The sequence below is a fragment of the Nocardioides sp. NPDC059952 genome (genome assembly GCF_042730435.1).
GTDB lineage: Bacteria > Actinomycetota > Actinomycetes > Propionibacteriales > Nocardioidaceae > Nocardioides.
Genome location: NZ_JBHWLY010000065.1, coordinates 16897 through 34824, shown reverse-complemented (window position 1 = coordinate 34824; position 17928 = coordinate 16897). Strand labels below are relative to the sequence as shown.

Here is a 17928-nt window from a genome sequence, read left to right as displayed (position 1 = left end):
TGGGCACCGTTGGTGACCTGCGGGCCTGACGTACGTCCTGGGGTCGGGCTAGGCGGCGGAGCCGTCGGCCGCGACGGGCTTGACCTCGAGGCGCTCCAGCACGCCGTCGTAGAGCTTGGTCAGGGTGGCGACCTCCTCGGGGGTGAAGGCGTCGAACATGACCTGACGGATCAGCGTCACGTGCTCGGGAGCGGCGGCCCGGATGGCCTCGAGCCCGGCCGGGGTGAGGTCGACGAAGGCACCACGCCGGTCATCGAGGCACTCGCGGCGCTCGACGAGGCCGCGCGCGGCCATCCGCATCACCTGGCGTGAGAGCCGGCTCTTCTCCCACTGCAGCTTGTCGCCGAGCTCGTACATCCGCAGCGAGCGGTCCGGGACGTCGGTCAGGTTGACCAGGACGTCGTAGTCGGCGAGGGAGAGGCCGTTCTTGGCCTGGAGGTCGCGGTTCATCCGCGAGGTGAGCTGTGCGTTGACGGCGAGCCAGGCACGCCACGCGACCTGCTCGTCGTTACTGAGCCACTTGACCTCATCCATGAGGTACACCTTACCGAGTCGGATTCGGTGCGCTCAGCACCACCGCCCGCGAAGGACAACTGTTGACGCAGAAACTAGACTGGTCGCAGAGCCGCGGCCAGAGAGGATCCCACTGATGAGCACGTGGAACTTCATGGATGCATCCAGCAAGGAGACCTTGCTGGACCTCGTCCGCCGCGAGGCGGAAGGCATGTTCGCACTCGTCGCCACCGACGAGGCCTGGGGCGGCCCGACCGCCGCGGGGGAGTGGACCGCCGCGAACGTCGTCGGCCACCTGGTCGACACCACCGAGACCTACTTCGTCGGCTTCGACGCCGCCGCAGGCAAGGGCGAGGGGCCCGCCCCGGTGCCGCTCACCGACATGGCCGTCCACGTCGACGCGGGTGCCCGCCAGCTCGAGGCAGTTCCGCGTGCCGAGCTGATCGAGCGGCTGCGGACGGCGCTGGCCCGGGAGCTGGAGATCTTCGAGGGTCTCAGTGCCGAGGAGTGGATGGGCCTCCAGGTCCCGCACAAGTACATGGGCCCGCTCCCGGCGGCGTTCTACCCGGTCTTCGCGCTGGTCGACTACACGCTCCACAGCTGGGACATCCGCGAGGGACTCGGCAGGCCGCACGCGCTGGCCGCCGACTCCGCCGACATGCTGATCCCGCTGTGCAACATCCTGTGGGCCAACACCGTCGCGCGTACGCCCGCGGAGAAGCCGATCGAGGTCGGCATCAACATCACCTCCGGCGCCCACGCCGGAGGCATCAGGATGACGCTCGGCGCCGAGGGCCTCCAGCAGGAGCCCGGCTCGCTCGAGGGCGTGGAGACCGTCATCGACTTCGACCCGGCCAGCTTCGTGCTGACCGCCTACGGCCGGATCAACGCCGGCACCGTCAACGGCGACACAACGGTCGCCGCAGAGTTCCTGTCGAGCTTCTACAGGATCTGAAGAGTCATGGCATGAGGAGAGCACGATGAGCATCGACATGGACTTCATCACGAAGGACCGTGAGCGGATCAAGAAGGAGTACCTCCGCGAGGAGGGCGCCCGCCCGGCCAGCACGGCCCGCGGCATCCACCACGCCGCGCTGCTCTCCTCGGACGTACGCAGATCGATCGACTTCTACCAGGGGCTCCTGGAGTTCCCGCTGACCGAGATCTTCGAGAACCGCGACTACGCCGGCTCCGACCACTTCTTCTTCGACGTCGGGGCGGGCAACCTGCTGGCCTTCTTCACGCTTCCCGGGCTCGATCTGGGCCCGTACGCCGAGGTGCTCGGCGGGCTGCACCACATCGCGATCTCGGTGACCTCGGAGAAGTGGGACTACCTGCGCGCCAAGCTCGACGACGCGGGGGTCGACTACATGGTCGAGTCGAAGACGTCGATCTACTTCAAGGGACCCGACGGCGAGCGGCTCGAGCTCCTCGGCGACCCGCTGGGGGAGATGTACGGCACCAAGGTGCTCTGATCTCACCGGCGCGGCCGGGACGGACCTCCGCCCGTCCCGGCCGCGCTCAGGGACGGTCGAACGGGTCCTCGGGCACCTCGAGCTCGAGCTGCTCGGCATAGACCTGCTCCTCGGCCCGCCGGTCGGCCAGCCATGCCGTCAGCGCCACGACGACCAGCTGTGAGCGGGACTCCGCGGCCATCTCGTGGACCATGGCATCCAGCACGTCGACGTTCGTCGCCAGCAGGCGCAGGGGCATCGTGACGTACGGGTCCTCGAGCCGTTTCGGCTGTGGGACGGTGCGCATGAAGGTGCCGTCGGAGACGGGCCTGGTCTTCTCGCGCAGCGCTGCCTGGTGGGCCCGTAGGAGGACCGGCAGCCGGGGGCGGGTCGCGGTGACGGCGTCGAGCATGACGTCGACCAGCGAGCGCGGGACCTCCTGGCTGTAGGTCTTCCACTGCGCGGCCAGGGATGCCGGCACGGAGAGGCTGATCGCCTGCACCGGCATCCCCTGGCGCCGCCCGGCGCCCTCCCGCTTGGATTTCGTGCGATGGGCAGGGGTGCCCTTGCGCGAGATCGGGTCGAGCTTGCCGGCTGGTGCTATTTCGGATGGTGCTGTCTCGGATGGGGCTGTGTTGGATTCAAGGGGGAAGTCCGACACGGTGAGCTCCTGTGGTGGGTGTGATCCATGTGTCAGGAGTGATTCTGTCGGACAGCACCGACAGTTTCGTGAGTGCGGGTGTCAGATCACCATGCTCAGCGCCAGCACGAACACCAGACCGGACACGGAGAGTACCGTCTCCATCAGCGACCAGGACTTGATCGTCTGGACGACGTCGAGGCCGAAGTACTCCTTGACCAGCCAGAACCCGGCGTCGTTGACGTGCGAGAAGAAGACCGAGCCGGCGCCGACCGCGAGCACGACGAGCGAGACCTCGGCGGTGGGCATGTTGGCGACGAGGTCGACCACCAGCGACGAGGCGGTGATCGTGGCGACGGTCGCGGAACCGGTGGCGAGGCGGATGAGGACCGCGAGCACCCAGGCCAGCACGATCGCCGACACGCCGGAGCCCTGCGCCCAGTCGGCGAGCTGGGTGCCGATTCCGGTGTCGATCAGGGACTGCTTGAACCCGCCACCGGCGGCCACGATGAGCACGATGCCCGCGATCGGCGGCAGCGACATCTCGACGGTCTTGGCGATCTGGCGGCGGTCCATCCCGGACCCGCGGCCGAGCGTGAACATGGCGACGATGACCGCGATGGTCAGCGCGACGAGCGGGGAGCCGATCACGTCGAAGACCTGCTGGATCTGGTTCTCGGGGTCGTTGATGACGATGTCGACGATCGCCTTGGCGAGCATCAGCACGAGCGGCAGCAGGACGCTGAACAGGGTGACGCCGAAGGACGGGCGGCGGATGTCGGTGGCCGTAGCGGCTCCCGGGCCGCCCACCGGAGTGGCGTCGTAGGTGTGCGGAGCCTCGACGACGACCCAGCGTCCCGCGAGCCGGCCGAACAGCGGGCCGCTGACCACGATCACCGGGATCGCGACGAGTACGCCGAGCGCGAGCGTCGTGCCGAGGTCGGCGTCGAGCGCGCCGATCGCGGCCAGCGGGCCCGGGTGCGGCGGCACCAGGCCGTGCATCGCCGAGAGGCCGGCGAGAGTCGGGATGCCGACGGTGATCAGCGAGACCTGCGCGCGACGGGCGACCAGATAGATCACCGGCATCAGCAGCACGAGGCCGATCTCGAAGAACATCGGCAGGCCGATGATCGCGCCGACGAGAGCCATCGCCCACGGCAGCGTACGAACCGAGGACCTGCCCACGATCGTGTCGACGATCTGGTCGGCACCGCCGGAGTCGGCGAGAAGCTTGGCGAACATTGCGCCCAGCGCGATCAGCAGGCCGACGCTGGTCGCGGTCGCGCCGAAGCCTTCCCCGAAGGAGGTGATCACGTCCATCACGTTGCGCCCCGCCAGCACGCCGACCGCGACGCCGCCGAGCAGGAGCGCGAGGAACGGGTGCAGCTTGACGTAGGTGATGAGGACGACGATCAGCGCGATCGAGGCCAGCGCGGCGGCGAGGAGTACGCCGCCGGAGGCGACCGGTGCGACCGGCTCTGGCGCGGCGAGGAGGATCATGCCGACTCCTTGGAGAGGTTGGGGGTGAGGTTCTCGGTGGTGAGGTAGCGCTCGACGATCGCATCGATGTCCTGGTCGATGTCGATGGTCGTGCCCTGCTCGTCGGGGGCGAGGGGCTCGAGTGTCGCGAACTGCGAGCGCAGCAGCGATGGCGGCATGAAGTGACCCGCGCGGGCGGCGAGGCGTGCCTCGACCACCTCCGGGGTGCCGCTGAGGTGGAGCAGCCGGAGCCCGCGGGTGCGGCTGTGGAGCAGATCGCGGTAGCTGCGCTTGAGCGCCGAGCAGCTCAGCACCGCGCCGGTCTGCTCGTGCTCTGCGAGCCAGCCACCGAGCGTCTCCAGCCAAGGTTGCCGGTCGTGATCGTTCAGCGCGCGGCCGGAGGCCATCTTGGCGATGTTCTCCGGCGGGTGGAAGTCGTCGGCGTCGGCGAAGGGGACCCGGAGGCGCTGGGCGATCGCAGCGCCGACGGTCGACTTGCCGGAGCCGGAGACTCCCATGACGACGAGGAGAGGGTTCTGTGTCACGCGTCACAGGGTGCATTAAAAGGCATCCGTTTGGCAAGGCGACGTGTCATAACGGATTCTGATTACAGGGAGCTCGGGCTGTGCGACGATGCCGCTGTGACGAGTTCGAGCGGTGAGGCCGTACACCGACTGCACCAGAGCGTTCGTGACGCGCTCGGGCGCCAGATCGTCTCGGCAGAGCTCCCGACCGGAGCCGTCCTGACGTTGGAGGGCATCCAGGCGACGTACGACGTGTCGCGCCCGGTGGCGCGGGAGGCGGTGCGTGTGCTCCAGGCGATGGGCCTGGTCGCGACCCGGCGACGTGTGGGCATCACCGTCCTCCCGCGGCAGCAGTGGAACGTCTTCGACCCGCTCGTCATCCGCTGGCGCCTCGACGGTGACGGCCGGCGCGAGCAGCTGCTGTCACTCTCCGAGCTGCGCCGCGGGTTCGAGCCGATCGCCGCCCGGCTCGCCGCCGAACGCGCCGAGCCGCAGCACCACGGCGACCTCGCCCGATCCGTCGCCGACATGGTCGTCCACGCAGCTTCCGGTGACCTCGAGGCCTACCTCGAAGCCGACACGACCTTCCACCGAGTCCTGCTCAACGCCTGCGGCAACGACATGCTCGCCGCCTTCGGCGATCTCGTCGCCGAGCTCCTCGCCGGACGTACGCACCACCACCTGATGCCCGATACGCCGAACCCGACCGCCATCGAGCTGCACGAGAAGGTGGCTCTCTCTGTCCGCAACGGCGATCCCGCCGGAGCCGAGGAGGCCATGCGCGCCATCATCGACGAAGCCGCCGACGCCCTCGCCTCCGCCGACGACCCGCCGTAGGGGTACCGATTGGAGGGCTTGCGGCGCTGTGCGGTAATGTTCGGAGCGCTTCGAGGGGAGTCATCCACTCGCAGTTTCGGGCTGTGGCGCAGCTTGGTAGCGCACTTGACTGGGGGTCAAGGGGCCGCAGGTTCAAATCCTGTCAGCCCGACCGAAACAAACTGGCTCTGACCTGCGTAAACAGGTCAGAGCCAGTTCTGCTTTTGGCTGTCTGCCGCGGATTTGCCACCAAATCGGATTCTTGTCCGATCTTGTCTCGAATGTCGGACGGTATGGTGCTCTTGGTGCGACGCGGTTGCGAGGCGCGTCGCACGGTCTGCCTGAGTGCCATGCGGGCTCTAGTAGGTGGCAGACTGAGCCGATGCCATCGACCGTTCTCGACGATGCCCAGGTCCTGTGGGACTTCCACCAGATCCGTGACGAGCCTCGCTCGACCGAGGTCGCCATCGCTCTCGGCAGCCACGACATCGGAGTGGCCGAGCACACCGCCGAACTGTTCCATGCAGGCCGGTTCCCGCTGATCGTGTTCACCGGTGCCAACGCGCCGACGACGGTGAAGGACTTCCCACGCGGAGAAGCGGTCCAGTTCGCTGAGCGGGCCGAGGAACTGGGGGGTGCCGCGTAGCGCGATTCTGGTGGAGCCGCGGGCGACGAGCACGGGGCAGAACATTGCGTTGAGCCGAGAGTTGCTTGCTGAGCACGACATCGACGTGTCGAGTGCGACGCTGAGCAGTCGGCCATATCAGCAGCGGCGCGCATACGCGACGGCGAAGAGGGTGTGGCCGGGGCTGGACATCGTCTGCTCGGCGCGCTCGCAGGAGCTCGAGACCTATATCAAGTCGATTGGCAGCGAGAAGCGTGTGCTCGACATGCTGGTCGGTGACACCCAGCGGTTGTGGGTGTACGCCGAGAAGGGAATCGCGACTCCACAGGAGGTCGACGAGCAGACGAGGGCGGCGTACGAACGGCTTGTGGAAGCCGGGTACACGAGTCGCCTCGTCGCCGAGTCGGTCTGAGCCGACGCTGGCGTCAGGCGACACCGACGCGTTGGGCAAGCTCGACGAGGTGAGTGCGGGCTTGCCGCGCTGGGTGCGGATCCATGTCTGCACGAGGTGTCGGCTGAGGTAGTGGTAGCGGACCTGTTCGGGCGCGGCCCGTTCAGCCTCGAGGATGGCGGCGATCGCCTCGTCGCGACGGTTGGCGCTGCTGTACGCACGGGACACCTCGAGTGCGTGCCGGACGCGACGCTCGGTGGGCACCGCGCTGGTGTCGAGAGTCGGCCCTAGCGAGAGTGCGACCTGGAGGTCGCCGAGTTCCATCGAGGTGGACACGCGGTGGATGGCAACGTTGGTTGGCCCGAAGGCGGTCCACATCAGGTTGCGGTCGGAGCCGAGGCGAGTGGCAGCCCGGCCGGCTCCGTCGAGGAAGTCACGGACCGTCGCGCGGTCGTCGGCGCGCGCGGCAGCCATCGATCCCGCGAGCAGGGCCATGCCGTAGACCGATGTCAAGGTGCGTCCGGCCTTAGCCATCTGAGGATCGAGGTAATCGATGGCGTCATGTGTGAGGCGTACGGCCTCGGCATACTCGCCTGCGGACTGGAGCGAATGGGAGAGCGAACGCAGGAGTGAGCCGATCACGACGGGGTTCGCGCTGGTCTGTGCGGCTTCCATGCCCCGGTTCGAGGCAGTCCAGGCAAGGTCGGTCTCGCCGAGCTTGGTGAGCAGCGTCGCGGACAGGTGGTAGGCGAGGGCGAGCCGACCGGATGCCAGGCGACTCTCGTCCCCGTCGTAGGCCGCGACTGCGTTCTTCGCATCTGGGATGAGCGCGGCCAGTTGAGCGGTGACATATCCGAAGCGAGCCGCCTGGTAGGCGGTCCAGGCATTGTCGAGCCTTGTCACGAGTTCATCGAGGTGAACCGGCTCTATGGTGTCGCCGAGGATTTCATGCTGCTGTCCTCGGCGAAGTTCAAACTCTCCGCAGCGGGTCCGGTCGAGATCGACGTGACAGAGCGCAAGGGGCTTGACCTCATCTTGCCTGTTGCATGTCTGCTGCCCCTCCAGCGTCGGGTCGAGTGGGCTGAGAAGTTCGACATCCCGATGAGGGTGCTGGATAAGCTCGCCGACGGAGCAGAAGCACTGGCGGTTGTCCTGGTCAGCAAGCACATGGAGTCAGTCGAGAAGCTGATCGCGAAACTGCCCAAGGTGGGCCCTCTTGTTGCTGTGGCGGCGCGGCCGCTGCTGACCAAGGCTGTGGGACTGGCTGGGGAGAAGCTCAAGGAGATCCACGACGAGGCCCTCGAGAACAAGGACTATCTGACCGCGACGTTGACACAGTTCAAGTTGGACCTGGAGCAGGGAGTCGCTGATGGACTGCCGTTCCGGAGCAAGCAATGAACGACGCAGCACGGCCGTCCCAGTCGATCATCTGGGCCACGCGAGGACGATCCTGGGGCTTTCGGTTCTTGCTCCGCGGCGGGCTGGCGGATCCGCTCAGTGAGTACGAACGCGCCTTCGCAGAGGTATCCGACGAGCCGCAAGCCTGGGCACGCGTCTCCGGGAAGGTTGCTGTGCGTCTACGGGATCCGCAGGATCGGAAGGATGCCTCCGGACGAGTGATTCCCCATCAGTTCGTGGTGTCGGGAGAATTGGCATCCTCCATCGGGTCGGTCGAGGATGGCTTCTTGCATCTGTGGCCTCTGGTTGAGGAGATCTTCGATGACATCTGGCAGGCTGAGCGACCGCCGGGAAGCGAAGGCATCGAGGCCCGTCTAGACCAATCTGACGCCAGATAAACCACCCAGCCTGGTGAACCACATGCCTCCCTGCCGCTGCATTCGCCGACAGTTCCGTTCTTGGTCGCCGTGGCTGGTTGGGCAGGGTCCATACCGAAGATTGGTGGCCCCGCAAGCCACGTGTGCCACTCCGAGATCGGCTGCTGAAGGAATGACGGGGTGACGGGTGTCGATTCGGTGGATGACGACGAACTGCGTGCTGCGAACTGCTGGTTTCCCAAGACTGATCGGGTGCCGGGACGACCTGACATCACCGCGTTCAAACAGCAGGCGCGACTTCGGCTGGCGCGTTGGAGGGAAGGCCAGGGTCATCCCGCTGGCAGTCATCCTGGACGCAACGGTGAGCCGGTCAAGAACGGTGCGAAGCTCCGACCCGATGGGCCGCGCGATGAGGACTTCCGCAACTTCCTCGACAGCGCCGACATCAGGAACGCAGTGCGTCACCGCTCGGCACCCGAGACCAAGCGAACCGAGCCGGGCCAGCAGTTCAAGGAGGACCGGCTGCGATACGACCTGCTCTCCTCTATGCCGATGTGCTTAAACCTCTTCGGCGAGTTGCATCAGGACAGGGAACGGCTGACCAACGTCGGCAAGAAGCTGTTCGGGGTCGAAGAGGCCGGACTCTATGTCAAGTTCGAGCACTCTCCACGACGCCAAAGCCTCGCCTTCACCAACGACGGCACCGCCTTCGATGTCGCACTGTTCTTCGGCAGCGACGACGGGCCACAGACCGTGGTCGGGATCGAGACGAAATACCACGAGCACGCCGTGCGGGAAGCGGCACCCGACACGCTCACGGCCATGCGACCGGCGATCCCTGAGCACAGGCTCAAGATGCCTCGGTACCGGGAGATCACCGAGCGCGCCCGCGACGACGGCGTCTTCAAACCTGGCTGGGAGAAGGTCGTGCTGGGAACCAGCCTTCAGCAGATCTGGCGCGACCACATCCTCCTGCTCGCCATGCTGCAGTACCAGGACGGCGCACGATGGGATGCCGGCAAGTACGTGCTGGCCCACCCCGCCCGGAATCGGTCCTTCGCCGAGGCTGGCGAGTCGTACCTTCAGGATGTGCTCGCCAACGACCGGACGTTCGCCGTGATGACGATCGAGGATCTGATCAAGCCTGGAGTCCTGCACCCTCCGGAGATCGCAAGCGGCTTCGAGAGCCGGTATCTCTGGTGACGCCTGCGAACCCCTATCTGCCGTTGCACGCGACCATCGTGGAGGCCGCATCCTGGAAGCTCGCCACTGACCTCGTGCGCAGGCATCCGGAGCTCACCGTGATCCGCTACCACCCTGCGGGTGGCACGTACGACTGTCTTGCCATTCGTTCGAGCAACGGTCTCCACATCGATCTCAACCGTCGCGGGCGCATCCACGTGCATGCCATCGAGGGCGGCACCGGCCATCCGAACTGGGAGCCGACGGAGTGGACCTCCTACCTCGCGGCCGATCCGCGAGACTTCGTGGGTCACCTGGAGCAGGTTGTCCGGCTGGGACCCGTCGCTCAGATCCCGCCGAGCACTCCGAAAATCCTGGTCTATCGGCTTCTGACGGCAGTGGCTCGTCTCCAAGTGCTTGCGGAGACCGCAGAGATCTCGATGAGCACAATCGACAGTTCGGGGTACGGCGCCGGTCCGGGTTCGTGGCTGCCTGGCTATCCTGCTATTCGTAGGTCCGTGGAGGCTGGCGATGAGTTCGGGTTCTGGCACGCGAACGCGCCCGGCATCGAGTTCGCTGTCGAGGTGACGACCGGGACTGTCCACTACCGCGACGGTTCCCGACTGGATCTGGCGGATATCTATGCGCGGACCGAGCACAGTTTCACCAAGCTCCTTGGGGTGGTCCTCGGCATTTGACCTAGAGTCGGCCAGTCAACTGAGCGGCGCACGTCGCGGCTGGAGATCACGATGAACCCAGGTGCCTGACGAGGTCTGGTGGTGGCGTGGAGCATCCGGTTCAGGTCCACGACCGACTCGCCTCGTGACCCACCACGATGTGGATCACACGATCCAGCATTCCGCTCGCCCCTCGAGCCGCCGCCCGAGGGTGACCAACTCGTTCGCCGACTGCGGCGGCACATCAAGTGGGCGATCCCCGTAACGCTCGTCGCCGTTCCTACATACCTGTGCGTCGCGTGGCGGCTGACTGTCGTCGTCGACCAAGGTGCCCCTCAATGGCTCATCTTGCTGACGCTGATCTGCTTCATAGACGCGTGCAAGTTTGGTGCACTCGGCTTGTTCGCCCCGCTCATGCTGCTTCGGGCTCGGCTCACGCGGGCATAGTAGAAGGGTCTGTGACCGCGGTGGACCTTTCGTCGCACGAAGTGCACAGTTGTCCAACTGCACTTGGGGTCTCTTGCAGTTTGGCTTCGCGGACGGTCGCGCCCCAGCCCCAGCGGCGACGATGTGCGGGGATGTCCGTGCGGTCAGCGATGGCCCGCTCCAGTCGGGCGATCTCCTGGCCAAACTCAGGGAACCAGCTCTCCAGTTCTTCGCGCTCGCCCGGCGACGCGAACGACCCGCAGAGACATTCGCCCGACATGTGGATGAGATCCGTGACTTGGTTCACAGGAACGTCATCGTTCATCAGGCGATAGGTGTTCAGGTCGAGCTTCGTCCAGTTCACCAGAGGGGCCACCCAGACCGTCGAACCGCGCCGCTCGGCGGCGGGCACTGCGACGCGACGTGCTGACTCCGAACGTCTGCGTCCCGCCAAGAAGACCACCCGCTGGGACCGAGGGTCGCTTACGAGCTGCCGGCGCACCTCTTCGAGTGCGCGCTCCTTGAGTCGCTGGTACATCTTGAAGTGGTGCCCCAGGCCGGGGATTCCCTGATCGAGGACCAGTGCTTCGTACCTGTCTACCTCCCGTGGAGCCATGAACTCGAGGAGAGGAAGGTCCCACTCTCGACAGTTCTGCCGGACGAACTCGCGCGTGGCTTCGATCCCGATTGTCGTGTTTGCGTGGGCGGCATGGGTGGCTCTCGAGCGCATCAAATGGGCCAGCACCGTCGAGTCGTTGCCTCCTGAGAACAGGAGGACGGTTGCAGCGAGAGCTCGGCCGTCCACAAGCACATGCTGCGAGATGGCGTTGGACAGGATTCGGTTCGCCTGCTGAACGAGTTCGGCAACGCGTTCGGCTCGCTGAGAGCGCGACAGACACGCGACCTCGCTCGGCGTGAGGTAAGAGATTCGGTTCATTCCGCCAGTGGACGGCGGCCGAACTCCGAGGTCCGAATGCCTGTGGATAACCGCGCATCGAGGCTCGATCGGGACGGAGAATTACCTGTTCGCTGGCTGGAGTAGCTTCTCGATGGATCGGACCTGGCCTCCACGCTGCGCCTCGTGGAACGCCTCCTGAGCGAGCAGGGGCACCCTGCCGCGGGCCGGCATGTCGTACCCGTTCTCTGTGGCCCACGCTCGGATCATCTTGGATGTTGCAGTGCCTAAGGCGGCGGTGTTCACGCCGTCCTTGTTTCGGCGTCCGGCGCCGATGTACGGCGCGAAGATTTCCCGCAGTTCCGCCTGTTCGCTGGCAGTCAGATCGACTTGGTATGTGGTGCCGTCGATGCCAAAGGTGACCGTGGGCTCGACCTCCTCGACGGTCTCGCCGCTGACGTCGGACACGTAAGTGATGATCTCTCGCTTGGCCATGAAGAGCCTCCTTTGGCGGGCTACTGCTTCTGCAGGGCGCGCAGTCGGTCGACAATCACGTCGATCGGCACGGCGGTCGTGGCGTGTCCCCAAGACAGTCTGAGTGCTCCGTCGACTCGTTCCTTCGATAATCCAGCAGCTGTGAGGACATGGCTGGGCTCGTAACTCTGAGAGGTGCAAGCGGAACCATTTGAGACCGCAGCGACGTCCTTGAGTGCCACGATCGCCGCCTCGGAGTCGACGCCAGGAACCGAGAAGTTGAGCGTGCTTGCAACCGTGCGCTCTACATCGCCATTGGTCAGGGCTCCGATTTCATCGATGGCCGCGAGGATCTGGTCGCGGACCGCGAGGTTCGCCTCGTGCCGCTCCTTTGCCTCGTCCATCGCGAACCGTGCAGCGAGGCCCAGGCCCGCGATCAGAGCGACGGGAAGGGTGCCCGGCCGAAGCCCACGCTCCTGGCCGCCACCGAACATAAGCGGTGTCAGAGGTGGCCGCTTGTATCCGCGACGGCGGGTGATGAGGGCGCCGACCCCTTTCGGTGCCGAGATCTTGTGACCGGACGCCGAGATGAGGTCGATTCTCTGGTTCTGGAGCGGTTCGATGACCTTGCCGTAGGACTGGGCAGCGTCGACGTGGAAGTACGCCTCGTGGGCGGACAGGAGGTCCGCGATCTCGTCGACTGGCTGGATCACACCTGTCTCGTTATTCACCGCCATGACCGAGACCAGCAGTGTATCTGGCCGAAGGGTGGCGGCGATGTCGGCAGGATCGATCCAGCCTCCCTCGGTTGGAGCGAGGAGATCCACCTCGAACCCGCGCTCGCGCAGTATGTCGAGGGGTTCAAGGACCGCTTTGTGCTCGATCATCGTCGAGATGATGTGCCGCTTGCCGGTCTCTTCGCCATGCTTGGCGAGGCCCAGGATCGCGAGGTTGTCGGACTCTGTGGCTCCGCTGGTGAAGATCACCTCGTCGGCTCGAGCTGCGACGAGCGCGGCGACCTCCTCGCGGGCTCGGTTGACGCGCTGCTTGGCGATCTGACCGTATGAGTGGGTGCGGCTGCCCGCGTTGCCGAACTCGTAGGCCATGAATTTGAGAACCTCGTCCGCCACACGAGGATCGACCGGTGCCGTCGCTGCGTGGTCAAGGTAGACCGGGCGATCTCCTTCGATACCCGCCCCGCTGTTCAACATGTCGGTGCCACCCGCTAGATTCATGTTCGTAACCTTAGCCCTCCGTACCGAGGAGGTACGGAACGCGCCACGGAAATGTACGGAATCTGTTCCGGACTAGGGTATGGATGAGGAGTGGTGACGATGACGACAGTCTCGCAGGGTCACGACCGCCCACCCAAGGGGGCGCGCCCCGGAGAGTTTGAATATGTGTTCCCGGCGATCCGAGGGGTTCAAGCGGGCCGGGAGTACTACGTCACCATGTGGCCGATGCGACTCATCCCCAAGCTCTTCCTGTATGACGAGGAGGAGTTGCCGCCCGAGATGCGTGCGCAGCGCACCTTGAACAAGGCGCGAGTTCCGGAGATGGCGCGTTACATCGTCGACAACCCCGACAGTTACACCTTCTCGGCGTTGACGGCCTCGGTGAACGCCGAGGTCACCTTCAACCCGTATCAGGACATCAGCGGTCCGGCCGACAAGATCGGCACACTGACCATCCCGATGGATGCCAGGTTCGTCATCAACGACGGACAGCACCGGCGCGCGGCGATTGCCCGAGCGTTGGAGGAGAACCCAGACCTCGGCGACGAGACGATCGCCATCGTCATGTTCGTCGACCCCGGTCTCGCTCTGTGTCAGCAGATGTTCGCTGACCTGAACCGCCATGCGGTCCGTCCCGCCAAGTCGATCGGCGTGCTCTACGACCACCGAGACCCGATGTCACTGGTGGCGAAGCAGGCCATCTTGCGGTCTCCGTTCTACCGAGACCTGACCGAATTGGAGACCAACAACCTCTCCGCACGCTCACGAAAGCTCTTCACGCTGTCGGCCTTCTACACAGCTGACCGGGCACTACTCGAGGACTTCGAAGAAGCGGACGCGGACAAGCGGATCGACAGGGCCGTGACGTTCTGGGACCTGATCGCTGACCAGTTCCCAGCTTGGCACCAAGTCAATCGCGGCGAGGTTAGCGCCGGCGAGATCCGTAGGGACTTCATCCACAGCCACGGAATCGTGCTCCATGCGCTCGGGAAGATCGGAAACGCGCTGTTCCGGGAGCACACAACCAAAGTCACACTCGCCAGGCGACTCAAACCCCTACGTGGAATTGACTGGCATCGCTCGAACTCGGCCACGTGGGAAGGAAGAGCGACCGTTGGCGGCAAGGTCAGCAAGGGGACATCGAACGTCCTGCTTACGACAGCGCTCATACGCCAGACGCTGGACCTGCCGCTTCCGCCCGACGAGCAGCGCGCCGAAGACGCATTCAAACGAGGAGAACGATGACCACGACCAGTGGCGACCAGGGCGTGCTCGATGGCCTTGAGCAGACGCCCGCTCGCAAGCCGCTTAGCCTGCCTATCCGTCCACGGTCTGCCTTCGACGACCTCGGATTTGCAGCCACCGTAGATGCTCTCGTCAAGCAGACGCAGCAGCTCTACCTGGCAGATGGCGTTCCATGGGTGGTCGGCTACTCCGGCGGAAAGGATTCCACAGCCACCCTCCAACTTGTTTGGTTGGCCATTAAGGGGCTGGAGCCCGAACAGCGCACCAAGCCCATCCACGTGATCAGCACTGACACGCTCGTTGAAAACCCCGTCGTTGCCGCGTGGGTGATGAACTCCCTAGACGTGTTGGGAAAGGCGGCACAAGAGCAAGAGCTGCCCATCACCCCGAATCGCCTGACCCCTGCGGTCAACGACACGTTCTGGGTCAACCTGATCGGTCGCGGCTACCCCGCGCCCGGGCCGAAGTTCCGCTGGTGCACAGAGCGCCTCAAGATCAAGCCGTCGAACACGTTCATCCGCAACATGGTGCGAGCACATGGCGAAGCCATCCTGGTCCTCGGCACCAGGAAGGCTGAGAGTTCTGCACGCCATGCTCGAATGGCCGCCCTGGAGTCGCGCCGAGTGCGCGACCTGCTAAGCCCGAACGGCACGCTGCCCAACGCGCTCGTCTACTCGCCCGTCGAAGACTGGTCGAACGACGATGTCTGGACCTTCCTCATGCAGACGGCGAACCCATGGGGGCACTCCAACAAGGAGCTGCTCACGATGTACCAGAGCGGGTCGGAGGACTCCGAGTGCCCGCTAGTCGTCGACACCACCACCCCGAGTTGCGGTGATAGCCGATTCGGTTGCTGGACATGCACGCTTGTCGACCAGGACAAGTCGATGGCTGCGATGGTGAGCAACGATGAGGAGAAGGAGTGGATGCTCCCACTCCTCGAGTTGCGCGATCAGCTGAACACGGCGGGCCGTGAGAAGCGTGACTTCCGTCGGATGAACGGCTCGGTCCAGCTCTACACCCGGACTGAGCGAACGGCCGACGGGAAGCAGGAGCAAGTCGAGTTGACGATTCCAGGTCCCTACACGCAGGACGCCCGAGCCGAGTGGCTCACGAGCCTCCTCAAGGCACAGGCGTGGATCCGACAGAATGGCCCGGACTACGTGAAGTCGCTTGAGTTGATCACGCCGGCCGAGCTTGAGGAGGTCCGACGCATCTGGGTCGTAGACAAGCACGAGTTCGAGGACAGGTTGCCCGCCATCTACGAGGAGGCACTCGGCGAGCCGTACCCGGGAGGCCCCCTGGATGAGCACCTGCCACTTGGGGCCGACATGATCGACGCTCTCCGCGAGGTCGCCGGAGACGCGCTCCACTTCGAGCTCGTCCGAGAGCTTCTGGACATTGAGCAGCGCCACCGCGCACAAGTACGTCGCGCGGGACTTTTCGACTCGCTGGGCAAGGCTCTCCGCAAGGGCTTCTACGACGATGAGAACGACGCACTTGATCGTGCCCGAAGCCGAAAGAATCCGCGCGCTGCGGCAACGCCGGTGAATGACCCGATCCTGGTAGCGGATGGCTGGATCCGTGAGGAGAGCGCGGAGTGATCCTGAACCAGTTGGTCCTCCACAACATTGGAACCTTCGCCGGACGGCACCCGATCAATCTGACTCCACAGTCAGACGAGCGTCCGATCGTGCTGGTCGGTGGACTTAACGGCGCTGGTAAGACGACAATTCTTGAGGCTATTCAGTTGGCGCTGTACGGCTCATTGGTCCACGCATCTGGGCGCCGAACAGGAAGCTATGAGAACTACCTGCGCAGTCTGATTCACCGCGGCGTCCCGCCCAGCGAGGGCGCCTCTGTGGAGCTGACCTTCACGGCATTCCAGGAGGGTCACGAACGCCATTATCAGGTACGTCGAATCTGGAAGAGCACGGGCGGGTCCGCTCTCCGCGAGATCCTGGACGTCAGCTTGGACGGCCGCCATCACCAGTCTTTGACCGACACCTGGGCAGAGCATGTCGAAACCTTCCTCCCTCGCGGCATCGCTGGGCTCTTCTTCTTCGACGGCGAGCAGATCGAGGCCCTTGCAGACATGGACCGGTCGCAGCAGGTTCTGCGCTCGGCCCTAGATGCGCTCCTCGGTCTCGATCTAGTTGAACGACTAGGTACCGACCTGTCGGTGCTGCGTCGCCGGCATCGCGGTGACCAGGTGTCGGAAGAGTCGCGCCGGGAGATCGAGGCGCAGAAGGAGATCGTCAGCGCTCTACGTCGTGCTGAGGAGGCAGCGGACGCGAACGTACGCGGACGCCGAGATGAGCTTGAGCGGTCCGAGAAGCAGATTTTCCAGGCCACGGAGGCCTTCCGCGCCGCAGGAGGGGAGCTCCTCGAACGCCGCGAACAATCAGAAGCGGCCGTCACACGGCTAAAGAGCGAACGCAAGGCGGTGGAGGACGAGCTCCGTCATCAGTTGGCAGAGTACGCACCCCTCCTGCAACTCCCGCAGTTGCTTGCCCAACTTGCGGAGCAGGCGAAACGAGAAGTCACCGCGACGCGAGACTCGCTTCTCGTTGAGGCCTTCACAGCGCGAGACGCATTGCTTATGCAACGGCTCCAAGAGTCGAAGGCTGCAAAGACCACGTTGGCAGCGGTCGATAAGTTTCTGGCAGACGACCGTGAGAGCCGTCAGATCTCCGCCGACACGGAGGTGATTGTCGGGCCAGAGGACCTGGCGTCAGTTGATCTCCTGCTCTCAAGCGCGCTCCCCGAATCCAGACGGCGTCTTGAGTCTCTACTCGCCAAGCGTTCAGCACTGATAGGGGAACTCGAGCAGGCAGAGCGCGTCGTCGCCGCGATTCCAGATGCTGAAGCCGTGGCGGCGCTCCACGACGCGCGGGATGCGGCACGCGCGGTGCACTACAAGGCTGAGGTCGACTTCGCGGTTGCCACGGAGATGCTGCAAAAGGCTCGCAGCGAGGTGGCGAGAGCCGTCGACGCCTACGAAGCCAAGGTTGACAGGTCGGCCCAGGATCACCTCGCTGCGGACGACGACCGTCGTTTGATTGAGCACGTCGATCGAGTGCGGGAGACCCTTCAGCGCTTGCGTGTGGCAGCCACGAAGCGGCACTTGGAGCGCATTTCCCAACTCATCCTTGAGGCGTTGGAAATGCTGCTCCGAAAGGACAAGCTCATCACGGATGTCCAGATCGATCCCGAGACCCATGCTATCCGTCTGACGGGCGCAGATGGCCATGAGCTCCCGGCGAAGGACCTTTCCGCGGGCGAGCGCCAGTTGCTTGCAGTGGCACTTCTTTGGGGCCTCGCACGTGCGGCTGGACAGCCACTGCCGGTGGTCATCGATACACCGTTGGGCAGGCTCGATGGCTCACATCGCGGGCACCTTCTCGACAGGTACTTCCCTGCAGCGAGCCACCAAGTGATTCTGCTCTCCACCGACACAGAGATCGACCAGGGCGCGTACGCCCGCATTGCGCCGCGGGTCGGTCGGACCTACCACCTTGAGTTCGACCCGACCACAAACGCGACTCACGTCGAAGACGGCTATTTCTGGGAGTGA

Annotated in this window: 18 protein-coding genes and 1 tRNA gene; 12 read left to right on the top strand and 7 right to left on the bottom strand. The window is 64.9% G+C overall.

The annotated features are described in order from the left end of the window. Window positions 1-48 precede the first annotated feature (48 nt). The gene (locus ACFV9G_RS23355; RefSeq protein ID WP_378730410.1) at window positions 49-534 is read right to left on the bottom strand and encodes a MarR family winged helix-turn-helix transcriptional regulator; all 486 of its coding nucleotides are present in this window, start codon (window positions 532-534) and stop codon (window positions 49-51) included. A gap of 115 nt (window positions 535-649) precedes the next feature. Between ACFV9G_RS23355 and ACFV9G_RS23350 the strand changes: the two genes are divergently transcribed. Both ACFV9G_RS23350 and ACFV9G_RS23345 read left to right on the top strand, forming a co-directional pair. Beyond that, window positions 650-1468 carry a maleylpyruvate isomerase family mycothiol-dependent enzyme gene (locus tag ACFV9G_RS23350; RefSeq protein ID WP_378730407.1) on the top strand — a complete coding sequence of 273 codons (819 nt, stop codon included), beginning with the start codon at window positions 650-652 and terminating at the stop codon, window positions 1466-1468. Between the two features lie 25 nt (window positions 1469-1493). After that, window positions 1494-1988: a VOC family protein gene (locus ACFV9G_RS23345; protein WP_378730404.1), complete on the top strand. Its 495-nt coding sequence runs from the start codon at window positions 1494-1496 to the stop codon at window positions 1986-1988. A gap of 46 nt (window positions 1989-2034) precedes the next feature. Here the strand turns inward: ACFV9G_RS23345 and ACFV9G_RS23340 are convergent, their stop codons facing one another. The 3 genes from ACFV9G_RS23340 to ACFV9G_RS23330 all read right to left on the bottom strand — a co-directional run bounded on the left by ACFV9G_RS23340 (window position 2035) and on the right by ACFV9G_RS23330 (window position 4604). After that, window positions 2035-2469 carry a hypothetical protein gene (locus ACFV9G_RS23340; protein ID WP_378730402.1) on the bottom strand — a complete coding sequence of 145 codons (435 nt, stop codon included), beginning with the start codon at window positions 2467-2469 and terminating at the stop codon, window positions 2035-2037. A 240-nt stretch (window positions 2470-2709) separates the two neighbouring features. Beyond that, on the bottom strand, window positions 2710-4107 hold the full coding sequence (locus ACFV9G_RS23335; protein WP_378730400.1) for a GntP family permease: 1398 nt from the start codon (window positions 4105-4107) through the stop codon (window positions 2710-2712). Continuing rightward, window positions 4104-4604 carry a gluconokinase gene (locus ACFV9G_RS23330; RefSeq protein WP_378730414.1) on the bottom strand — a complete coding sequence of 167 codons (501 nt, stop codon included), beginning with the start codon at window positions 4602-4604 and terminating at the stop codon, window positions 4104-4106. The genes ACFV9G_RS23335 and ACFV9G_RS23330 overlap by 4 nt, the downstream gene beginning before the upstream one ends. Before the next feature lie 123 nt (window positions 4605-4727). Here ACFV9G_RS23330 and ACFV9G_RS23325 point away from each other — a divergent pair, with 123 nt between their 5' ends. The 7 genes from ACFV9G_RS23325 to ACFV9G_RS23295 all read left to right on the top strand — a co-directional run bounded on the left by ACFV9G_RS23325 (window position 4728) and on the right by ACFV9G_RS23295 (window position 10097). Then, entirely contained in the window at window positions 4728-5447 is a 720-nt protein-coding gene (locus ACFV9G_RS23325) for a FadR/GntR family transcriptional regulator (protein WP_378730398.1), read from the top strand. Window positions 5448-5524: 77 nt separating this feature from the next. Beyond that, window positions 5525-5598: transfer RNA gene (locus ACFV9G_RS23320), tRNA-Pro, on the top strand. Between the two features lie 210 nt (window positions 5599-5808). Further along, a complete protein-coding gene (locus ACFV9G_RS23315; RefSeq protein ID WP_378730396.1) occupies window positions 5809-6072 on the top strand; it encodes a hypothetical protein in 264 nt (87 codons plus the stop codon). Next, window positions 6062-6463, top strand: coding sequence for a YdcF family protein (locus ACFV9G_RS23310; protein ID WP_378730394.1), 402 nt, complete (start codon window positions 6062-6064; stop codon window positions 6461-6463). Before ACFV9G_RS23315 ends, ACFV9G_RS23310 begins: the two co-directional genes overlap by 11 nt. Before the next feature lie 720 nt (window positions 6464-7183). Continuing rightward, window positions 7184-7840: a hypothetical protein gene (locus ACFV9G_RS23305; RefSeq protein ID WP_378730392.1), complete on the top strand. Its 657-nt coding sequence runs from the start codon at window positions 7184-7186 to the stop codon at window positions 7838-7840. Window positions 7841-8397: 557 nt separating this feature from the next. Continuing rightward, a complete protein-coding gene (locus ACFV9G_RS23300) occupies window positions 8398-9420 on the top strand; it encodes a PGN_0703 family putative restriction endonuclease (RefSeq protein WP_378730390.1) in 1023 nt (340 codons plus the stop codon). Then, entirely contained in the window at window positions 9417-10097 is a 681-nt protein-coding gene (locus tag ACFV9G_RS23295; protein WP_378730389.1) for a hypothetical protein, read from the top strand. Before ACFV9G_RS23300 ends, ACFV9G_RS23295 begins: the two co-directional genes overlap by 4 nt. A 412-nt stretch (window positions 10098-10509) precedes the next feature. Here ACFV9G_RS23295 and ACFV9G_RS23290 read toward each other — a convergent pair whose 3' ends face one another. The 3 genes from ACFV9G_RS23290 to dndA form a co-directional block, all read right to left on the bottom strand. Then, window positions 10510-11439, bottom strand: a complete 930-nt coding sequence (locus ACFV9G_RS23290) for a phosphoadenosine phosphosulfate reductase family protein (RefSeq protein WP_378730387.1) — start codon at window positions 11437-11439, stop codon at window positions 10510-10512. Window positions 11440-11520: 81 nt separating this feature from the next. Continuing rightward, a complete protein-coding gene (locus ACFV9G_RS23285; RefSeq protein WP_378730385.1) occupies window positions 11521-11892 on the bottom strand; it encodes an Lsr2 family protein in 372 nt (123 codons plus the stop codon). Between the two features lie 20 nt (window positions 11893-11912). Further along, on the bottom strand, window positions 11913-13106 hold the full coding sequence (gene dndA / locus ACFV9G_RS23280) for a cysteine desulfurase DndA (RefSeq protein ID WP_378730383.1): 1194 nt from the start codon (window positions 13104-13106) through the stop codon (window positions 11913-11915). Between the two features lie 99 nt (window positions 13107-13205). On the opposite strand from dndA, the gene dndB reads away from it, so the two are divergent. From dndB to dndD, 3 genes are read left to right on the top strand one after another with little or no spacing between them, the layout of a single operon-like run. Then, window positions 13206-14351: a DNA sulfur modification protein DndB gene (dndB, locus tag ACFV9G_RS23275; protein WP_378730381.1), complete on the top strand. Its 1146-nt coding sequence runs from the start codon at window positions 13206-13208 to the stop codon at window positions 14349-14351. After that, complete coding sequence (gene dndC / locus ACFV9G_RS23270; protein ID WP_378730379.1) at window positions 14348-15955, top strand: DNA phosphorothioation system sulfurtransferase DndC; 1608 nt, start codon at window positions 14348-14350, stop codon at window positions 15953-15955. The genes dndB and dndC overlap by 4 nt, the downstream gene beginning before the upstream one ends. Further along, the gene (dndD, locus tag ACFV9G_RS23265) at window positions 15952-17928 is read left to right on the top strand and encodes a DNA sulfur modification protein DndD (RefSeq protein WP_378730377.1); all 1977 of its coding nucleotides are present in this window, start codon (window positions 15952-15954) and stop codon (window positions 17926-17928) included. Before dndC ends, dndD begins: the two co-directional genes overlap by 4 nt.